The 18,653-nt window shown below is 74.1% G+C and carries 19 protein-coding genes and 1 pseudogene; 14 read left to right on the forward strand and 6 right to left on the reverse strand.

Features of this window, described 5'->3' with window-relative positions:
• Position 1: 1 nt before the first annotated feature.
• On the reverse strand, positions 2-1,108 hold the full coding sequence (locus ACIP4Y_RS31700) for an aromatic acid exporter family protein (protein ID WP_401399220.1): 1,107 nt from the start codon (positions 1,106-1,108) through the stop codon (positions 2-4).
• A gap of 111 nt (positions 1,109-1,219) precedes the next feature.
• Positions 1,220-2,182: a LysR family transcriptional regulator gene (locus tag ACIP4Y_RS31705; RefSeq protein ID WP_401399071.1), complete on the reverse strand. Its 963-nt coding sequence runs from the start codon at positions 2,180-2,182 to the stop codon at positions 1,220-1,222.
• Between the two features lie 71 nt (positions 2,183-2,253).
• On the opposite strand from ACIP4Y_RS31705, the gene ACIP4Y_RS31710 reads away from it, so the two are divergent.
• From ACIP4Y_RS31710 to ACIP4Y_RS31720, 3 genes and pseudogenes are all read left to right on the forward strand, one after another.
• A complete protein-coding gene (locus ACIP4Y_RS31710; RefSeq protein WP_401399072.1) occupies positions 2,254-2,916 on the forward strand; it encodes a maleylpyruvate isomerase family mycothiol-dependent enzyme in 663 nt (220 codons plus the stop codon).
• Positions 2,913-3,452 (forward strand): DUF1772 domain-containing protein, encoded by a 540-nt coding sequence (locus ACIP4Y_RS31715; protein ID WP_401399073.1) that lies wholly within the window; start codon positions 2,913-2,915, stop codon positions 3,450-3,452. The genes ACIP4Y_RS31710 and ACIP4Y_RS31715 overlap by 4 nt, the downstream gene beginning before the upstream one ends.
• Before the next feature lie 24 nt (positions 3,453-3,476).
• Positions 3,477-3,839 (forward strand): annotated as a pseudogene (locus ACIP4Y_RS31720) (IS701 family transposase); the annotation flags it as partial.
• 43 nt (positions 3,840-3,882) lie between these two features.
• Here ACIP4Y_RS31720 and ACIP4Y_RS31725 read toward each other — a convergent pair.
• Complete coding sequence (locus ACIP4Y_RS31725) at positions 3,883-5,049, reverse strand: FAD-dependent monooxygenase (RefSeq protein WP_401399074.1); 1,167 nt, start codon at positions 5,047-5,049, stop codon at positions 3,883-3,885.
• Between the two features lie 92 nt (positions 5,050-5,141).
• On the opposite strand from ACIP4Y_RS31725, the gene ACIP4Y_RS31730 reads away from it, so the two are divergent.
• Positions 5,142-5,699: a TetR/AcrR family transcriptional regulator gene (locus ACIP4Y_RS31730; protein WP_401399075.1), complete on the forward strand. Its 558-nt coding sequence runs from the start codon at positions 5,142-5,144 to the stop codon at positions 5,697-5,699.
• 27 nt (positions 5,700-5,726) lie between these two features.
• Here ACIP4Y_RS31730 and ACIP4Y_RS31735 read toward each other — a convergent pair whose 3' ends face one another.
• The 3 genes from ACIP4Y_RS31735 to ACIP4Y_RS31745 all read right to left on the reverse strand — a co-directional run bounded on the left by ACIP4Y_RS31735 (position 5,727) and on the right by ACIP4Y_RS31745 (position 8,041).
• On the reverse strand, positions 5,727-6,899 hold the full coding sequence (locus tag ACIP4Y_RS31735; RefSeq protein WP_401399076.1) for an AI-2E family transporter: 1,173 nt from the start codon (positions 6,897-6,899) through the stop codon (positions 5,727-5,729).
• Positions 6,900-7,065: 166 nt separating this feature from the next.
• Positions 7,066-7,458, reverse strand: a complete 393-nt coding sequence (locus ACIP4Y_RS31740) for an ANTAR domain-containing protein (RefSeq protein ID WP_401399077.1) — start codon at positions 7,456-7,458, stop codon at positions 7,066-7,068.
• A gap of 148 nt (positions 7,459-7,606) precedes the next feature.
• On the reverse strand, positions 7,607-8,041 hold the full coding sequence (locus ACIP4Y_RS31745; protein ID WP_358638791.1) for a DUF2267 domain-containing protein: 435 nt from the start codon (positions 8,039-8,041) through the stop codon (positions 7,607-7,609).
• 234 nt (positions 8,042-8,275) lie between these two features.
• Here ACIP4Y_RS31745 and ACIP4Y_RS31750 point away from each other — a divergent pair, with 234 nt between their 5' ends.
• The 10 genes from ACIP4Y_RS31750 (at position 8,276) to hypE (ending at position 18,637) form a co-directional block, all read left to right on the forward strand.
• Positions 8,276-9,556: an FAD-dependent oxidoreductase gene (locus tag ACIP4Y_RS31750; RefSeq protein ID WP_401399078.1), complete on the forward strand. Its 1,281-nt coding sequence runs from the start codon at positions 8,276-8,278 to the stop codon at positions 9,554-9,556.
• Positions 9,557-9,667: 111 nt separating this feature from the next.
• Positions 9,668-10,192, forward strand: coding sequence for a hypothetical protein (locus tag ACIP4Y_RS31755; protein WP_401399079.1), 525 nt, complete (start codon positions 9,668-9,670; stop codon positions 10,190-10,192).
• 71 nt (positions 10,193-10,263) lie between these two features.
• Entirely contained in the window at positions 10,264-10,632 is a 369-nt protein-coding gene (locus ACIP4Y_RS31760) for a low affinity iron permease family protein (protein WP_401399080.1), read from the forward strand.
• 65 nt (positions 10,633-10,697) lie between these two features.
• A complete protein-coding gene (locus ACIP4Y_RS31765; RefSeq protein ID WP_401399081.1) occupies positions 10,698-12,407 on the forward strand; it encodes a hydrogenase maturation protein in 1,710 nt (569 codons plus the stop codon).
• Positions 12,404-12,967, forward strand: coding sequence for a hydrogenase maturation protease (locus ACIP4Y_RS31770; RefSeq protein WP_401399082.1), 564 nt, complete (start codon positions 12,404-12,406; stop codon positions 12,965-12,967). The genes ACIP4Y_RS31765 and ACIP4Y_RS31770 overlap by 4 nt, the downstream gene beginning before the upstream one ends.
• A gap of 76 nt (positions 12,968-13,043) precedes the next feature.
• Positions 13,044-13,772, forward strand: a complete 729-nt coding sequence (hypB, locus tag ACIP4Y_RS31775; RefSeq protein WP_401399083.1) for a hydrogenase nickel incorporation protein HypB — start codon at positions 13,044-13,046, stop codon at positions 13,770-13,772.
• Positions 13,769-16,126, forward strand: a complete 2,358-nt coding sequence (hypF, locus tag ACIP4Y_RS31780) for a carbamoyltransferase HypF (RefSeq protein WP_401399085.1) — start codon at positions 13,769-13,771, stop codon at positions 16,124-16,126. The genes hypB and hypF overlap by 4 nt, the downstream gene beginning before the upstream one ends.
• Positions 16,127-16,129: 3 nt before the next feature.
• Positions 16,130-16,420 carry a HypC/HybG/HupF family hydrogenase formation chaperone gene (locus tag ACIP4Y_RS31785; RefSeq protein WP_358638775.1) on the forward strand — a complete coding sequence of 97 codons (291 nt, stop codon included), beginning with the start codon at positions 16,130-16,132 and terminating at the stop codon, positions 16,418-16,420.
• A complete protein-coding gene (gene hypD / locus ACIP4Y_RS31790) occupies positions 16,417-17,562 on the forward strand; it encodes a hydrogenase formation protein HypD (protein ID WP_358638773.1) in 1,146 nt (381 codons plus the stop codon). The genes ACIP4Y_RS31785 and hypD overlap by 4 nt, the downstream gene beginning before the upstream one ends.
• Complete coding sequence (hypE, locus tag ACIP4Y_RS31795) at positions 17,555-18,637, forward strand: hydrogenase expression/formation protein HypE (RefSeq protein WP_358638771.1); 1,083 nt, start codon at positions 17,555-17,557, stop codon at positions 18,635-18,637. The genes hypD and hypE overlap by 8 nt, the downstream gene beginning before the upstream one ends.
• Positions 18,638-18,653: the final 16 nt, after the last annotated feature.

Here is an 18,653-nt window from a genome sequence, read left to right on the forward strand (position 1 = left end):
CTCAGGCGGTCGAGGCGGCCAGCTGGTCGGCCAGCCGGTGGGCCTGGGTGAGCAGCGCGCCGTAGGTGGCGACCTCGTCGGGGTCGTCCGTCGTGGAACGGACCAGGTCCCGGCGCAGGTCGGTGAGCGTGCCGCGCAGTTCCGCCACCGCTTCGCGCAGCCGGTCCTCGCACGCGTCGCCGAACCGGCTGTGGCTGTACAGGCGCAGCGCGCGAGCGGTCTGGCACAGGAACTCCGCGTACCGCCGGGCGGGTCCCGGACGGGGCCGGGGCGCCCGGCCGTCCTCGGCGGCGGCCTCCAGTACCGTGCGGGTCACCCCCGCGGTGTGCACGGCCGCGTAGTCCAGGACCACGATGGCGTCGTCGTACCCCTTGTCGTGCGGCGGCACGGCGCCGGTACGGCGGCGGCGCAGGTTGACGCGCAGGCTCTCCCGGCTCCACTCGACGGAGGAGCGGGCCTGCTCCACCAGCCCGTGCAACCGCAGCGCGCGCTCGTGCCAGGCGCCGGCCTCCTCGGCGTCCCAGCGTCCCGCGGCCAGCCCGTCCGCGACGTCCCGCAGGATGTCGTGGGCCTCCTCGGTCGCGTCGCGCAGCACGGCACGGGTGTCGCGCAGATACAGCGGCGGCCGGACCAGCGCGTTCACGGCGATCCCCACCACCGCCCCGAACAGTGCCTCGGCGAGCCGGGCCGCGGAGGTGGCGACGCTGACGGACCCGCCCGTGAGGACGAACAGGGCGCCGGTGGCCGCGTAGATGCCCTGACTGCCCAGGCGCCGCCACTGGCCCAGCAGCATCGCGAGGGGCAGGACCACCGCCATCGCGCCCACCGTGCTGTGCAGCAGCAGCCCGACCGCGGTGGCCGCGACCGTGCCGGCCGCGATCGCCCCGAGCTGCTGCAGGCCGCGCGCGATCGACCGGTACACGGTCGACTCCACCAGGACCACCGCAACCCACGGTGCGACGAACGCCACGGGCGCCCGCAGCCACCAGCCGGCCACCGCCCAGGCCACCCACGCGGCCAGCGCCGCCTTCCCCGCCTGGACGGCCAGGTCCCGTTCGCGGCCCGGTCCCGCCCAGGCCCGTCGTGCCGCCTCCACCGCGGCGGACAGGTCACGCCGTACGTTCTGCCAGGTCAGTCGTATTCCACACACGGCGACCCGGGTGCCACCTCAGGCCGCGTCCATGCCCGCCGGAGCCCGGCCTGATCCGAACGACAGGCCCTAGTACTGCAACGGTCTTTGCTGTGACGGGTGGGCAGGTTCGTTCTGGGAACCGGGCGGCTTGGGGAGGGCTTCGCGTAGGCCGTCGAGGAGAGCCTGGGCCGCGGGGCCCGAAGGACCGCCGGCCTGCCAGGCGAGCGCGATGCGGGCACGCATCTCGGGCCGGACGATCCGCAGGGTGCGAAGCTGTCCGTCGAGGGGGGACTCGTCCTCACCGGCAGGTAGCACGGCAATGCCCAGGCCCCGCGCGGCAAGCTGCGAGAGTACGTGTGGGGCTGCCGCCTCGAAGGCGACGCGGGGCCGGAATCCTGCCTGCGCGCAGCCGCGTTCCAGCGCCGCGCGCACCCCGGTGCCGCGCGGCAGGCAGATCAGCGGCCGATCGCGCAGATCGGCGAGCGGGACACTCGTACCGTCGACGCGGTCGAGAGCGGGGTCACCGGGCGCGACAGCGGCAACCAGCGGGACGTCGATCACTGTCTGGAAGGCCACTCCGGGCGGGGGCACCTCCTCGGCCGTTCCAAGGACGGCGATGTCGAGCTCGCCGGCCAGGAGCGCGGCCTGCATCCGTTCCGTGGCGTCCTCGGTGAGGGCCACCTCGACCGAGGGGTGGGCGTCGTGGAAGTCAGCGAGTAAAGCGGCGAGGTCGAAGGCGTGGCCGGTGGCGCCGGAGACCAGCCCGAGCCTGACCCGGCCGCGCAGCAGTCCCGTGTACGCATCGACCGTCTGCCGCACCGACTCCGCCGCGGCCAGTGCGGCGCGGGCGTACGGCAGGACCGCCCGGCCCACCTCGGTCGGCGTCACCGATCGGCCGGAGCGGTCGAGCAGGGGCTGCCCCAGCTCCTTCTCCAGCTGGCGTATCTGGGCGCTGAGGCCGGGCTGGGCCAGATGCAGCCGGTCGGCGGCACGTGTGAAACCGCCCTCCTCAACGACACAGACGAAGTAGCGCAGCTGACGAAGCTCCATAAGCAGTGATTCTAGATGGCAGCAGAGCTATCTATTGGACCTATCGATCCGCCGGTCACAGACTTGATCACATGGAGAACGAGACAACCCGCCAGCGGAAGAAGGCCGAGGTCAAGGCGGCGATCGCGGCGGAACGTCGAGAACTGGCCGACCTGTTCGACACTTTGCGAACCGACCTGTGGAATGAGCAGAGCCTCTGCGCGGGATGGCGCGTTCGCGAGGTCGCGGCGCACATGACGATGGGCTTCCGCCTCTCCTTGCCCGCGACGCTCGGCGAGCTGGCCAAGGCGCGCGGCAACCTTCACCGCATGACCGACAGGGTCGCGCGCCGGGATGCGGCAGCCCATTCCACCACCGCACTCGCCGCCTTCCTGCGGGACAACGCCCACCACCCCTGGACACCACCGGTCGGCGGGCTCGCGGCGGCGCTCGGCCACGACGTCGTGCACGGGCTGGACATCACCGTTGCCCTCGGCCTCGACCGGCGGATCCCCGAAAACCGGCTGCGCATCCTGCTTGACAACATCCGGCCCAGCACCCTGAAGTTCTTCGGCGCCGACCTCGACGGGGTGCGGCTGTGCGCCGAGGACCTCGACTGGTCCTACGGCTCCGGCGCGCCCGTGTTCGGCGCTGCCCAGGACCTCCTGCTGCTGGCCTATGGCCGCAGACCTCCAGAGGGCAAGCTCCGAGGAGCGCCCGGCAACCGCTTCACCCAACCCGCCAAGAAAGCATGAACCAGATGCGCACCCGCCTCCTCCAGGGCCTGTCCCTGCTCTCCACCGGTCTGCTCGCCGGAGCCTTTGGATACGGCGCCGCCAACCTCGTCCCCACCTTCAACGCCGTGCCGCTCGACATGAGACTCGACTTCCACACCGAGCTGATGAAAATGAACGGAATCACCATGCAGGGGGCGATGGCGATCGCGGCTCTCAGCACCCTCGCCCTGGCCGCCCTGACACGCGGGCGGACCCGAGTCCTCACAGCCACGGCAGGACTCCTGACCGTCACGTCCTTCCTGATCACCCGGTTCGGGAACGTCCCGATCAACGGCCGCATCAAGCAGTGGGCCGCCACCACGCCGCCGGCCGACCATGCGAAGATCCTGAGCCGCTGGGAACTGTTCAACGATGCCCGTACCTGTACTGCCATAGCTGCCTTCGCCATCCTGATCCACGTGGCCCTGCGCCAGGCAGGCAAGCGAGCGAACACCACTGAGCTCACCGCAACCACCTCAAAAGGCCGGCGCGTCAGCCCTGACCAACCCGCATGAGGAGGCTGTGAGCCGTGCCGCACCACCTTGGTCGACCGGCGCCTCTCCCTGCCCGTCTCGTGGACGGAGGACCGCCGCGGTGCCGGCGGGCCGGCATCGACGACGCGATCGGCTTCGATACGACGGCTTCTCCAAAAGCTGGCGCACAGAGCTGGAACGGGCTGACGTCTTCCACGTCATGGCCACCACCCCGCCACGACACCGTCGTGACCCGCTGGGCGATGGACCACCCCGTGCATGACCTCTTCCACGGCCTGCCACGGCAGAAGGGGAAGCGACGCTCCTGCGGCAACGGCGCCCACGGCCCGCGAGTGTTCGGCTGGGGGCACCAGCCTGGACGAACTGATCCACGTCGCCGGCAGCCGTTGGACAGTCGAGGAGTGCTTCCACCCGAACCTGCCCACCCGTCACAGCAAAGACCGTTGCAGTACTAGCCCTGTTCGAGCAGGCTCGGTGGCGTCCAGTCGGCGTGCCGGAGGATCGCCCGGGTCGTCACCCGGGAGGGGGCGAGCCGTAGTCCGGTGTTGCGTAGGGCGACCGCCAGGGGGTGGGACAGCTGCTGGCCCACTCGGCCGGCCCGGCGGGCGGCACGGGCGACCGACTGGGCGCGGGGGCGGCGCTCGGTGTCGTACCGGACGAGTGCCGCGTCGACCGAGGGTTCCGCGGCGAGCGCGGCGGCCAGTGTGGCGGCGTCCTCCAGGGCCTGGCAGGCGCCCTGGCCGAGATGCGGGGTCATGGCGTGCGCCGCGTCGCCCAGGAGGGCCACCCGCCCCGCCGTGAATGCCGGCAGGGGCGTGACCAGTTCGTGGATGTCGTGGTGCAGCACGGCCTCGGGCCGGGTGGCGGCCAGCAGCGCCGGGATCTGGTCGTGCCAGTCGCGGAAGCGGTCGCGGAGCACGCCGATCGGGTCGGAGTGCCGGACGCCGGGCGGTGCGTTGAGCACCGCGTGCCACTCGGCGCGGCCGTCGGCGAACAGGATGTGCCCGAACTCCGCTCCCGCACCCCAGGTCAGCTCGAAGTCGGTGGGCACCTCGAGCGGGTTTTCCGTGATGGCGCGCAGGACCGTCGAACCGGCGTACACCGGGCCGGGATGGTCCGGGAACAGCAACCCGCGCAGCCGGCTGTGCACGCCGTCCGCCGCGACCACCAGGTCCGCCTCCAGGACGTCGTCCCCGACCGGCACGCCCACCCGGTCCGGGGCCGACAGGTCGAGGGTGTGCACCGTCGCGCCGACGAGCAGGCACTCCGCGGGCAGCGCCGCACGCAGCAGACCGTGCAGGACCGCGCGCGGGATGCCGACGATGGGCGCGCCCAGCTCGCGTTCCAGCAGGGTGCCGTCCATGCGCGAGAGCCACCGGCCCGCGGGGGTGCGGGTGCCCCCGGTGTACTGCGGCCGTGCCGCCGCCCGGGCCGCGGTGCCCACGCCCACGGCGTCCAGCGCGCGCAGCCCGTTGGCGTGCAGGGAGATGCCCGCCCCCGCGTCGGCCGGAACGGCGGCCCGCTCCACCACCCGGACCTCCCAGCCGATCCGGCGCAGACCCAGGGCCGCGGCCAGCCCGCCGATACCGCCCCCGACCACCACCGCCGTGCCACCCATGCGGATCCCCCTCCGTACGTCGTGCTTCTACACCTGTAGAAGCACCTTAGCGCGGCCTTCTACGGATGTAGAAGGCGGTGTAGAAAGAGGGGGTGGCCACAGACCGACGTACCTTGCTCGCCGACACGGCGATCTCCGTGCTCGCCGACACCGGCATGCGGGGGCTGACGCACCGCGCCGTGGACCGGGCGGCCGGGCTGCCGCCCGGCACCACGTCCGCCTACTTCCGCACCCGGCAGGCCCTCCTCACCGCACTGGTCCGCCGCCTGGTGGCGCTCGACCAGGCGGAACTGGAGGAGGGCGGAGCCCGCACCCCGGTGCCGCGCAGCGCCGACGAGCTGACGGCGGGCATCGCCGCGCTGGTCCGGGCGCGGCTCACCGGGGAGGGCCGCCGGCGGTCCCTCGCGCGCTACGCCTGCGCGGTCGAGAGCGCGCACCACCCCGAACTGCGCGAGATCCTCGTGCCGCGCGAGAACCAGGGGCGGCGGGTCGTCCGCGAGTTCCTCGCGACGCAGGGCGTCGCGGACCCGGAGGACCGTACGGTGACCCTGCTGACCTGTGTGGACGGGCTGGTCTTCGACCGCCTGGTGAACGGCGGGAGCGTGCAGGAGGAGGAGATCCGCGGCCTCGTCGCCGCCGCGCTGCGCTGACGTGTACGGCGACGGCGGCGCCGTACGTCAGGGTGGCACCGCGCGCAGCGCGCTCAGCACCGCCCAGACGACCGAGACCAGCGGAACCGCGACGACGGCGCCGATCACGCCCGCGACGATGCTGCCGGCGATGACCGACACGGCCACGACCAGCGGATGCAGCTGTACCGCCCAGCTCATCACGAGGGGATGCAGCACATGCCCCTCCAGCTGGCCGATCACGACGATCAGCACCAGCACGCCCACGGCCGTCAGCGGACCCCGCCCGGCCAGCGCGACGATCGTGGCCACCCCGAGCGCGACCGGTGAGCCCACCAGCGGCACGAACGCGGCGAAGAACTCCAGCAGCGTCAGCGGGAGCGCGAGCGGCACCCGCAGCACCAGCAGGCCGACGCCCACGAGTACGGCGTTGGTGGCGGCCACGATGATGATGCCGCGCGTGTACCCCGCGAAGGTCCGCCAGGCCGCCCGCCCCGCCCGGTCCCACACCGGGCGGGCACTGCTCGGGAGCAACTGCTCGCGGGCCCACCCCCACAGGCGCTCGCCGGAGTGCAGGAAGAAGACCGAGGCGAACAGCGCCAGCGCGGCTCCCGTGACCAGCTCCACCACTCGGCCCAGCTCGTTGACCGCGCTGGTGAGCAGTGACGCCCGGTGCTCGGAGACATAGTGGGTCACCTGGCGTTGCAGCGCGGAGAGCGCGCCGGGCCCCAGCCGGAACGGCGGCCGTTGCAGCCACTCCTCGATGCGGTGGACACCGCCGCGGAACTCACCGGCCAGCCGGGCCGACTCCCCGGCCACCGAGGTTGCCACCAGCGCGAGCAGGCCCAGCAGCAGCACCAGGCTGCCCACCAGCGCCACCGCCACGCTCAGCGGCCTCGGCAGGAACCGGGCGAGCAGGTCGGTCGGCGGGCGCAGCACGGACGTCACGACCAGCGCGAGGAACAGCGCGACGGCGATGAGCTGGAAGCTGCCGAGGACGATGAACACGCCGTAGACGACGGCGCCGACGAGGATCAGCCGCCAGGCGTAGGCGGCGGCGACCCGCAGCCACGGCATCGTCCGCTCGGCCGACGGCACCCGCGGCTCCGTTCGGGGCGGGGCGGGCAGCCGTACGGAGTACGCCGGCCGGCTGCCCAGCACCGTACCCCCGGCCCGGCGCGGACCGTTCCGCCCGGCCGCCCGCCGGCGCGCATCGCCCACGCTCCCGCCTCCTCTCCGCCCCGCTCCGTCCGGCTGACGGCCGGTCACCTCCACAGCACCGTAAGCACAGGGCGCGGAAGCGGCGCGCGGAGAGCGCCCGCGTGGCAGAGCGCGCGGCAGAACCGGCACGGCGCGGGCCCGCGGGCCGGACCGGCATACGCTCAGGTCATCCGGCTCCGCCGGCCGACGCGGGCAGGGCGTCACTCAGTGCCTGGGCGTCCCCGGCGCACCGGCGGTAGCGGAGGATCGCCTTTCCGAGTTCGAGCCGCTCGGGCTCGGGCAGCGTCCCGCCCTGCGCGTAGTCCAGGATGTGCTCGGCGACCGTCCGCAGCTTGACGTTCGTGCGCTGGGAGACGTCCCGCAGCGCCCGCCAGGCCTCCTCCGGGGCTATCCGTCCGAGGACGACGACGGCCCCGATGGCCTGGTCGATCACGGCGTGGGAGGTCACGGCGCGCTGCAGTTGCTGGTTCTCCTCCTGCAGCCGGTGATACTCCGAGGCCAGGTCGGTGGCCGAGAGCAGGACCAGCGGCTGATGCCGGGAGAGGGCGAAGAAGGCCATGGAGCACCTTTTCGAGTGGGGGGCGTCACTGCTACGCCTGCCCCCGGTGGGCGCTTGCACACGAATTGAACCAGCATCGCTGATTCCGGTCACGCCGGGCCGCCCCCTGATGCGCCGCCCCTCACTCCCGTGCGCCCGTCTCCCGGTGTCAGCCGTAACGCCAGGTGTCCTGGACCGCGCGTTCCACCGGCAGCAGCTCGCGGATGTCCGCGGGCAGCGCGTGGGCCATTCGCTCGGTGAGTTCCGGGGCGAGGGCGGCGTCCAGGACCTCCATGACGGCGGCGGCCTCCCGCAGCGCCGTGTCCTCGTCGGTGCCGGCCCGTACGGCGATGCGCCCGGCGAACGCGGTCAGCCCGAACCGCTCGCCCGCCTTGCCGGAGTCGTGGGCGGCGGACGCGTCGGCCGCCTCCCGCATGGCCGCCGCCATGTCGGGTGGCAGCTGGGCGGCGACGTGCCGGGCCAGCCCGGACGGCAGCCGTTCCGACAGCGTGCTCACGACCGCGTGTGCCGCCCGCTCGGCCGTCCCCCGGTCGGGCAGCTGGGCCAGCGCCTGCACCTTTCCGATCATCTCGTCGTGCCGCATGAGACCGGTCCCTTCCGCGCGAAGTGCCGACGGTACGCCCAATTCCCGGGCGCAGCGGCAGTCGCCGAGTACCCCGCACCCGCTCCCGGTCACCGGCGGCGGCTCAGTCCTCGACCAGTCCGGCGCCTGGGGAGGGGGCGGCGCTCGCCGCGAGCACGGACGCGAGGGCGTATAGTATTCATCGGTTGATGAATTGCTGGTACAGCTGACTGCTCCGACGAAGGGCAGACCGCAATGGAAAAGACCACATGCTGTGTCGTGGGGGGCGGTCCGGCGGGCATGGTGCTCGCCCTGCTGCTGGCGCGGGCCGGGATCGCGGTGACCGTCCTGGAGAAACACGCCGATTTCCTGCGCGACTTCCGCGGCGACACCGTCCACCCGTCGACCCTCGCCCTGCTGGACGACCTCGGGCTGGCCGAGCCCTTCGCGCGGCTGCCGCAGCGCCGGGTGCGCACCGTCCAGCTGCCCCTGGGACCCGGCCGCTCGCCGGTCACGGTCGGCGACCTGTCGGTCCTGCGCGGCCCCCACAACTACGTGGCGATGGTGCCCCAGTGGGACCTGCTGGACCTGCTCGCCGACGAGGCCCGGCGCGAACCGTCCTTCGAGCTGCGGATGAACACGGAGGCGACCTCCTTCCTCGTCGAGTCCGGCCGGGTGACCGGGGTGCGCTACCGCACCTCCGACGGCCGTACCGGCGAGCTGCGCGCCGTCCTCACCGTCGCCTGCGACGGCCGCGGCTCGCTGGCCCGCTCCCTCCCCGAACTGGGACTGCGCCGCTTCACCTGCCCGATGGACGCCTGGTGGTTCCGGCTGCCGCGCCACGAAAGCGACCCCAGCGGACTGGTCGGCGGCGCCGGCGAGGGCTTCCTCACCGCGATGATCGACCGGGGCGACTACTGGCAGTGCGCCGCACTCATCCCCAAGGGCACCGACGCCGAGCGCCGCGCCGCAGGCCTGGACCGCTTCCTGGCCTCCTTCGCCGAGGCCGTCCCCTGGATCGCCGACCGGACGCACACCCTGCGCTCCTGGGACGACGTCAAGCTCCTCGACGTCCACCTCGACCGGCTGCGCCGCTGGCACCGCCCCGGGCTGCTGTGCATCGGCGACGCCGCGCACGCCATGTCCCCGGTCTTCGGCATCGGGATCAACCTCGCCGTGCAGGACGCCGTGGCCGCCGCCCGCCACCTGACCGAACCGCTGCGCCGCGGGACCGTGCGCCTGGGCGACGTACGCGCGCTACAGCGCCGCCGCCGGCCCACCACGGTCGCCACCCAGGCCCTGCAGCGGGCCGCCCACGCCCGCTTCATCGCCCCGGTCCTGAGCGGCCGGCCGCCCCTGGGCGACGCCGACCGGGCCCGGCACCTCGCCGCCCTGGTCACCGGCTCACCCGTGCTGCGCCGCCTCCCCGCGTACTTCATCGCCTACGGCGCCCTGCGCGAACGCCCGCCCGAAGCGGCGGTCCGCCGGCAGGCGACCGGGACACCGCGCGGGGGCACCGCCGGGAGGAACGGCTGACGTGGGTCAGGTCACATATGACCTGGTTCGCAGCCCCTCCCTGCCGCGCCCGGTGCCGGGCTACCGTTGCGTCGAGCCCCTGTACCCCTTAGCACCTCGGACGGCCCGGCTGTGCTCACTGACCTGTCCCCCCTGATAGCCGCCACGGCACGCTGGCTGACGGCGGCCTACCCGCCGTGCGGCGGCGCGCTGGCCTCGGCGCTGTGCGAGGTGCAGGCCCGGCAGGCGGTGACGGTCGCCGCCTGGCTGCGGTACCCCACCGAGATCGACGCCGGCCTGGTCACCATGGCGGGTCCCGGTGGCGCGGCCCGCCTCGACTGGCTCACCGGCGCCGAGCCGGCCGACGGCCACCCGGCCGAGGACTGGGCCTGGCGCACCTGGGTGGACGAGGTCGTGGCCAGCTGGGCCGCCACGCTGCTCACCGACGCCGAGCTGGCCGGGCTGGCCGTCGCCGCGCTGGCCGAGGGGGAGCACACCGCCGGGCCGGCCGAGTTCCGCCGGCTGCTCACCCCCGACGACGGCGACCACCGCGCCGCCGCCCTGCTGCGCCACCCGGACCTGCTGGCCCCCGTGGCCGAACTCCATCAGGACCAGCTCCTCGACCGCCTCGCCCCGGGGCGCTCCCTGGCGGCCTGAGACCCGGTGCCGCACGCCCCCGTACGGGGTCCGGCGGCCGAGGTGCGCTCGCCGTGGGGAAAGGCTCGGCCATGACCTTCAAGAATCCCGTCCACCGCGGCGGCCCGCACCGCGGCCGGTTCGACCAGTTCGCCGAATACGCCTCGAACTTCACCAGCTCACCGCTGTTCTTCCTGTTCTGCCTGCTGCTCGTCGCCTTCTTCGCCGCCTCCCACATCGCCCATCTGCCGATCGAGCTGCTGCTGCTCGCGGGCGATTCCATGACGGTGGTGACCCTGCTGCTCCTGGCACTGCTGAAGAACGCCGAGGTGCGCGCCGAGCACGCGATCCAGCGCAAGCTCGACGCGATCGCCGCGGCCCTGCTGGAGGCGCACCGGGACGACCGGAGCCAGGCGTACGAGGATCTGCGGAATGCGATCCGGATGGAGGAAGAGACCTGACCCGGGCGGCGAAACGCCGCAGCGGTTCTTCACGGCACCCCGCAGAGCGACGACCATGCCGTGTCATGGACATTCTGCTCGTCGCCAGCGCGTTCAACAGCCTCTCCCAGCGCCTGTACGCCGAACTCTCGGACCACGGGCACCAGGTGGACGTCGTACTCGCCGCGCACGGCCCCGACCCGGTCCGGGCCGCCGTGCACGAGCTGCGCCCGGACCTGATCGTCGCGCCGATGCTCCGGACGGCCCTGCCCGAGGACGTCTGGCGGGAGCACACCTGCCTGATCGTGCACCCCGGCCCGCCCGGCGACCGCGGCCCGTCCTCGCTGGACTGGGCCATCGACGGCCGGGCGGCGCAGTGGGGCGTGACCGTCCTCCAGGCCGAGGCCGGGATGGACGCGGGCCCGGTCTGGGCGGCCGAGCCGTTCCCCGTACCGCCCGTCGGCAAGAGCGACCTGTACCGCAACGAGGCCTCCGACGCCGCCGTCACCGCCGTGCTGACGGCCGTACGGCGCTACGCCGCCGGCGACCACAAGCCGCTTCCGCAGACCGACGAGTCCGTCACCGTCGTCTGGCGCGACTTCCACCGCCAGGAGCGGCGCCGGATCGACTGGGAGCGGGACGACACCGAGACGGTCCTGCGCAAGCTGCGCGGCGCCGACTCCCAGCCGGGCGTCCTCGACGAACTCCTCGGCCACGAGATGTTCCTGCACGGCGGGCACCCCGAGGACCGGCTGAGCGGCCGTCCCGGCGCCCTGCTGGCCCAGCGCGCGGGCGCCGTCTGCCGGGCCACCCGCGACGGCGCCGTCTGGATCCCGGAACTGCGCCCCCGCAAGAACTCCGGCGACCCGGCGCCCTTCCGCCGGCCGGCCGCCGCGGTCCTCGCCGCCTACCAGCCGGGCCTCGCGCTCCCGGAGGTCCCCGCCCCGCTGGAGATCCCGCCCGGCCGGCGCACCTGGAGCGACATCCGCTACCGGCAGCGCGGTGACGTCGGCTTCCTCGGCTTCTCCTTCCCCGGCGGCGCGATGAGCACCGACCAGTGCCGCAGACTCCTCGCCGCCTACACCGAGGCGCTCACCCGCCCCACCCGCGTCCTCGTCCTCGGCGGCACCCGCGACTTCTTCTCCAACGGCATCCACCTCAACGTCGTCGAGGCGGCCCCCGACCCCGCCCAGGAGTCCTGGACCAACCTCAACGCCATCGACGACCTCGTGGAGGCCGTGCTGCGCACCACCGACCGGCTGGTGGTGGCCGCGCTCGCCGGCAACGCGGCGGCCGGCGGCGCCATGCTGGCCCTCGCCGCCGACCAGGTGTGGTGCCGCACGGGCGTCGTCCTCAACCCGCACTACCGGCGCATGGGCCTGTACGGATCCGAGTTCTGGACGTACACCCTGCCGCGCCGCGTCGGCCCGGAGCAGGCCGAGCGGCTCACCACCGAAGCGCTGCCGGTCAGCGCCGCCCGCGCCGAGCGGCTGGGCCTCGTGGACCGGCTCGTACCGGCCGCACCCGGCGACTTCGCGGCGGAGGTGGAGCGCCTGGCGGCCGGACTCGCCGCCGCCCCGGACCTGGACCGGCGGCTCGCCGCCAAGGCGGCGGCCCGCGCCGCGGACGAGCAGCGGCGGCCCCTGGCCCGCTACCGGGAGGACGAGCTGGCCCGCATGCACGCCCTCTTCTTCAATCCCGAGGCCCCCTACCACGCCCTGCGCGCGGCCTTCGTCCGCAAGACCCCGGGCGGCTCACCCCGGCCCCTCGCCGCGCCCGCCGGAGACCTCCGGTGACGCCCCGGCTCCTGGTGGCCGGAGTCGGCAACATCTTCCTCGCCGACGACGCCTTCGGCCCCGAGGTGATCCGCGCCCTCGAACCCCGCCCCCTGCCGCCCGGGGCGCAGGTGCGCGACTACGGCATCCGCGGCCTGGACCTCGCCTACGACCTGCTGTCCGGGTACGCCACCGCCGTCCTGGTCGACGCGGCCCCGCGCGGCCACCGCCCCGGCACCCTCTCCCTGATCGAGGCCGAACCCCCCGACGGCACCGTCCCCCCCGAAGCCCACGGCATGGATCCGGCGAAGGTCCTGGCCCTCGCCACCCACCTGGGCGACGAGCCCCTGCCCCGGGTCCTCGTCCTGGCCTGCGAACCCGGCGTGCTGCCGGGCGACGACGACCTCCTGCCCGGACTCAGCGCACCCGTGCGGGAAGCCGTCGACCGGGCCGTGGACGCGCTGCACGCGCTCGTCCCCGCGCTGCTCGCCGACCCCGCCGGCCCGCTGCCCTCGTTGGGCCGCCCGATGGAATCCGGGACCGCCCCCTCGGCTGCGCTGCCCCGTACGGCGCCCCGCTGAGCCGAAGATCGGTGAAACCCCGGGCCGTGCCTGACGCGGCCGGGGACCCCGTCACCGCACCCGAGGAGCAGCGCCCATGTGCCGGTCCGACCTCAGACAGGCCGTCCTGGCCAAGAACGACGGCTTGGCCGCGAGCCTGCGCGACGATCTCGCCCGGCAGGGCGTGACCCTGGTCAACCTGCTGTCCAGCCCGGGCAGCGGCAAGACCGAACTCCTCGCCCGGGTGCTGGCCCGGGCAGGGGAACGGGGCGTGCCGGTGGCCGCGCTCACCGCCGACCTGGCCACCGAGAACGACGCGGTCCGGCTGGCCCGGTCCGGCGCGCCCGTCCGGCAGCTGCTCACCGACGGACTGTGCCACCTGGAGGCCGGTCAGGTCCGCGCCGGCCTGGCGGACTGGCTGCCGCCGGACACCTCCGTGCTCTTCGTGGAGAACGTCGGCAACCTGGTCTGCCCGGCCTCGTACGACCTCGGCGAGACCCTGCGGATCGTGCTGATGGCGGTCACCGAGGGCGAGGACAAGCCGCTGAAGTACCCCACCGCGTTCGGCTCCGCCCATCTCGTCGTCATCACCAAGACCGACCTGGCCGGGCCGGCCGGCTTCGACGAGAGCCTCTTCCACGAAAACGTGCACCAGGTCAACCCGGGCGTGGAGATCGTACGGTCGTGCGCCCGCACCGGCACGGGTGTCGGCACCCTCCTCGACCACGCCCTCGCCGCCCGCGACCGAGCCCCGGCGCACCGCCCGCCGCTCGCCCCGCACCCGCACTCCGACGACCACCACCCGGCGTCCGCCCCCGTCTCGTGACCGCGCCCGCCACCGGCTCGGTCCGCCGCCGGATCACCGTGCGCGGCACGGTGCAGGGTGTCGGCTTCCGCCCCTACGTGCACCGTCTGGCCGCCGGCCTCGCGCTGGCCGGGTTCGTGAGCAACACCGCCGACGGCGTGCTCATCGAGGTCGAGGGCCCGCCGGACGAAGTGGACCGGTTCTCCGGCCTGCTGACCGAGCAGCCGCCCCCGCTGGCGTCCGTGACCGGCGTCGGCTGCGAGGACGTCCCCGCCACAGGCGCCACCGGCCCCTTCACCATCCGCCCCACCGAACGGTCCGCGGGCCGCACCCAGCTCCCGCCCGACACCGCGACCTGCGCCGACTGCCTGCGCGAACTCGCCGACCCGGGCGACCGCCGGCATCGCCACCCCTTCGTCACCTGCACCCACTGCGGCCCCCGGTTCACCATCGCCACCGGCATGCCGTACGACCGGCCGGCCACCACCATGGCCGGCTTCCCGATGTGTTCCGCCTGCGCCCGCGAGTACGGCGACCCCGCCGACCGCCGCTTCCACGCCCAGCCCGTCGCCTGCCCCGACTGCGGCCCGCGTCTCGCCCTCGTACCGGCCGCGGGCCTCGGCGTCCGCGCGGCCCGGGACGCCGAGGCCCTCGCCGCCGCACGGGCGCTGCTGGCCGCCGGGCGGATCGTCGCCGTCAAGGGTGTCGGCGGCTACCACCTGGCCTGCGACGCGACCGACGCCCGGGCCGTCGCCACCCTGCGCGCTCGCAAGGAAAGGGGCGGCAAGGCCTTCGCGGTGATGTGCGCCGACCTCGGCACGGCGGAGCGGATCGCGGTGCTCTCCGCCGCGGAGCGGGCCGCGCTCACCGGCGCCCGCCGCCCCATCGTCCTGCTGCGCAGACGCACCCCCGGGGACGGGCCCCGTCTGGCCGGCGAGGTCTGCCCGGGCAGCCCGCACGTCGGCCTGCTGCTGCCCTACACCCCCGTGCACACCCTGCTGTTCGGGCTGGCCGGCGATCCGCCAGGTCCCCGGCTGCTGGTCATGACCAGCGGCAACCGCTCCGGCGAGCCCATCGTCACCGACGACACCGAGGCGCTGACCCGGCTGGCCGGCATCGCCGACGCCTGGCTCACCCACGACCGGCCCATCGCCTGCCCCTGCGACGACTCCCTGCTGCGCGTCCGCGCCGACGGCACCGAACAGGTCCTGCGCCGCTCCCGTGGCTACGTCCCCCGCCCGCTGCGCCTCCCGCTCCCCGTCCGGCCGACCCTGGCCGTCGGCGGCGACCTGAAGAACGTCCTCTGCCTGGGCGAGGCCGACCAGGCCTGGTTCGGTCCGCACATCGGCGACATGGCGGACCTCGCCACGCTGCAGGCCGCGGAGCGGGCCGAACGGCACCTCGCCCGCCTCACCGGCGTCAACCCGCGGCGGGTGGCCGCCGACCGCCACCCCGGCTACCACTCGACCCGCCGGGCCCGCAGCCGGGCGACCCAACTCGGGCTGCGCAGGCCGGTGTCCGTCCAGCACCACCACGCCCACATCGCCGCCGCGATGGCCGAACACGGCCTCGACGGCAGCGAGCCCGTGATCGGCGTCGCCTTCGACGGCACCGGGTACGGCGACGACGGCACCGTGTGGGGCGGCGAGGTCCTGCTCGCCGACTACACCGGCTACCGGCGCCTCGCCCGCCTGACCCCCGCCCCGCTGCCCGGCGGTGACGCCGGCGTGGCCAACCCCTGCCGTCTGGCCCTGGCCCGGCTGTGGGCGGCGGGACTGCCGTGGACACCGGGCCTGCCGAGCGTGGAGGCGTGCACCGAGCGCGAACGCACCGTCCTGCAACGGCAGTTGACGCGCCAGCTGGCCTGTGTGCCGACCTCCGGCATGGGCCGGCTCTTCGACGCCGTGTCGTCCCTGGTGGGACTGTGCCACCGCGCCGGCTACGAGGCACAGGCGGCCCTGGAACTGGAGGCGGCGGCGCTCGAGGCGCGGGACGCGGACACGGGGGCCTACCCGTTCGGGATCACCTCCGGGCGGCTGCCGTGGGAGATGAACCCCGCCCCCACCCTCCGCGCACTGCTGGACGACCGGGCCCGTCACACCCCCGTACCCGTCCTGGCCGCCCGCTTCCACCGGGGCGTCGCGCGGGCCGTGGCGGACATCTGCTGCCGGGCCCGCGCGGAAACCGGCCGTACCACCGTCGCCCTCACCGGCGGTGTCTTCGCCAACGCCCTGCTGGAGGAGGAGGCCGCCGCACTGCTCACCACGGCCGGCTTCACGGTCCTCCGGCACGGCGAAGTCCCCCCCAACGACGGCGGTCTGGCACTCGGCCAGCTGATGGTCGCGGGAACAGCAGTCAACCACGAGACGGAGTGACCCATGTGTCTGGCAGTGCCCGGCAAGGTCGTGTCCATCGACCACCGCGCCGACCCGCTCACCGGCCTGATCGACTTCGGCGGCGTACGCAAACAGGCCTGCCTGGAGTACCTCCCCGACATCCGGGTGGGGGAGTACGTCATCGTCCACGTCGGCTTCGCGCTGCAGCGCCTGGACGAGGAGTCGGCCCGGGCCTCCCTGGAGCTGTTCGGACAACTCGGGCTACTGGAGGAGGAGTTCGGCGACGCCTGGGAGCAGGCGGCACGGCAGGAGAGCGGAAGTGAGGCCCGGTGAAGTACATCGACGAGTTCAACGACCCGGAACTGGCGCGCCGGCTGCTGGACGAGATCCGGTCAACGGTCACCCGGCCCTGGGCACTGATGGAGGTCTGCGGCGGCCAGACCCACTCCATCATCCGCCACGGCATCGACCAACTCCTCCCGGAGGAGGTGGAGTTGATCCACGGCCCGGGCTGTCCGGTCTGTGTGACCCCCCTCGACGTCATCGACAAGGCACTGGCGATCGCCGCACGCCCCGAGGTGATCTTCTGCTCCTTCGGGGACATGCTGCGCGTGCCCGGCACCGGCCGGGACCTGTTCCGGGTCAAGGGCGAGGGCGGTGACGTCCGGGTGGTCTACTCGCCGCTGGACGCCGTGGACCTGGCCCGCAAGCACCCCGACCGGCAGGTGGTGTTCTTCGCCATCGGCTTCGAGACGACCGCCCCCGCCAACGCCATGGCCGTGCACCAGGCCCGCCGGCTGGGCCTGGCCAACTTCAGCCTGCTGGTGTCCCACGTCCGGGTCCCGCCGGCGATCGAGGCCATCATGACCGCCCCCGCCTGCCGGGTGCAGGGCTTCCTCGCCGCCGGGCACGTGTGCAGCGTGATGGGCACCGCCGAGTACCCCGGCCTCGCCGAGAAGCACCGCGTCCCGGTCGTCGTCACCGGCTTCGAGCCGCTGGACATCCTCGAAGGCATCCGCCGCGCCGTCCACCAGCTGGAACGCGGCGAGCACCGGGTGGAGAACGCCTACCCCCGCGCCGTGCAGGAGCAGGGCAACCCGGCGGCCGTCCGCATGATCGAGGAAGTCTTCGAGGTCACCGACCGCAACTGGCGGGGCATCGGCCGCATCCCGGACAGCGGCTGGCGGCTCACCGACGCCTTCCGCGCCTACGACGCCGAGCACCGCTTCGACGTCACCGGCATCCGCACCGAGGAACCCGCCGAGTGCCGCGCGGGCGAGGTCCTCCAAGGCCTGATCAAACCCACCGAATGCGCGGCGTTCGGCACCACGTGCACCCCGCGCACCCCGCTCGGCGCCACCATGGTCTCCAGCGAGGGCGCCTGCGCGGCCTACTACCTGTACCGCAGGATGACCGACACCCCGGCACCCCAGGGATCCCGGATCCCGCGCGAGGAGATGAACCCCGTTGGCTGACCTCGCCACCGAATCCCCCGAGGCGGTCGTCGACCCCGCGAACTGGACCTGCCCCGCCCCCCTGCGCGACCAGCCGGTCGTCGTCATGGGCCACGGCGGCGGCGGCGCCCTGTCGGCGGAGCTGATCCAGCAGGTCTTCGCACCCGCCTACGGCAACCCCACCCTGGCCGCCCTCACCGACTCGGCCGTCCTCGGCCTCGGCGGTGCCCGGCTGGCCTTCTCCACCGACTCCTACGTCGTACGGCCGCTGTTCTTCCCCGGCGGCAGCGTCGGCGACCTCGCCGTCAACGGCACCGTCAACGACCTGGCGATGAGCGGCGCCCGGCCCGCGTACCTGTCCACCGCCTTCATCCTGGAGGAGGGCGTGGAACTGGCCGTCGTGGAGCGCGTGGCGCGCGCCGTCGGCGCGGCGGCCGAGGCGGCCGGCGTCACCATCGCCACCGGCGACACCAAGGTGGTCGAGTCCGGGCACGGCGACGGCGTCTACGTCACCACCGCCGGCGTCGGCCTCGTCCCCGAGGGCGTCGACATCCGCCCGCAGCGCGCCCGGCCCGGCGACGCCGTCATCGTCAGCGGGCCGATCGGCCTGCACGGCGTGGCCGTCATGAGCGTGCGGGAGGGCCTGGAGTTCGGCGTGGAGATCACCTCCGACACCGCGCCGCTCGCGGACCTGGTCGCGGCCATGCTGGCGGTCACCCCGGACCTCCACGTGCTGCGCGACCCCACCCGGGGCGGCCTCGGCGCCTCCCTGAACGAGATCGCCCGCGCCTCCGCCACCGGCGTACGGCTGCAGGAACGGGCGATCCCGGTGCCGGACGAGGTCGCGAACGCCTGCGGTTTCCTGGGCCTCGACCCGCTGTACGTCGCCAACGAGGGCCGGCTCGTCGCCTTCGTGCCCCCGGAGCACGCCGAGGCCGTCCTCGCGGCGATGCGCGCCCATCCGCAGGGCGCCGGCGCGGCCCGCATCGGAGAGTGCGTGGCCGACCACCCGGGCATGGTGGTCGTCGCCACCGGTCTCGGCGGCACCCGGGTGCTCGACCTGCCGCTCGGCGAGCAGCTGCCCCGGATCTGCTGAAACGCCCCCCGGCCCC

The organism is Streptomyces sp. NPDC088810 (genome assembly GCF_044750305.1).
Classification (GTDB): Bacteria; Actinomycetota; Actinomycetes; order Streptomycetales; family Streptomycetaceae; genus Streptomyces.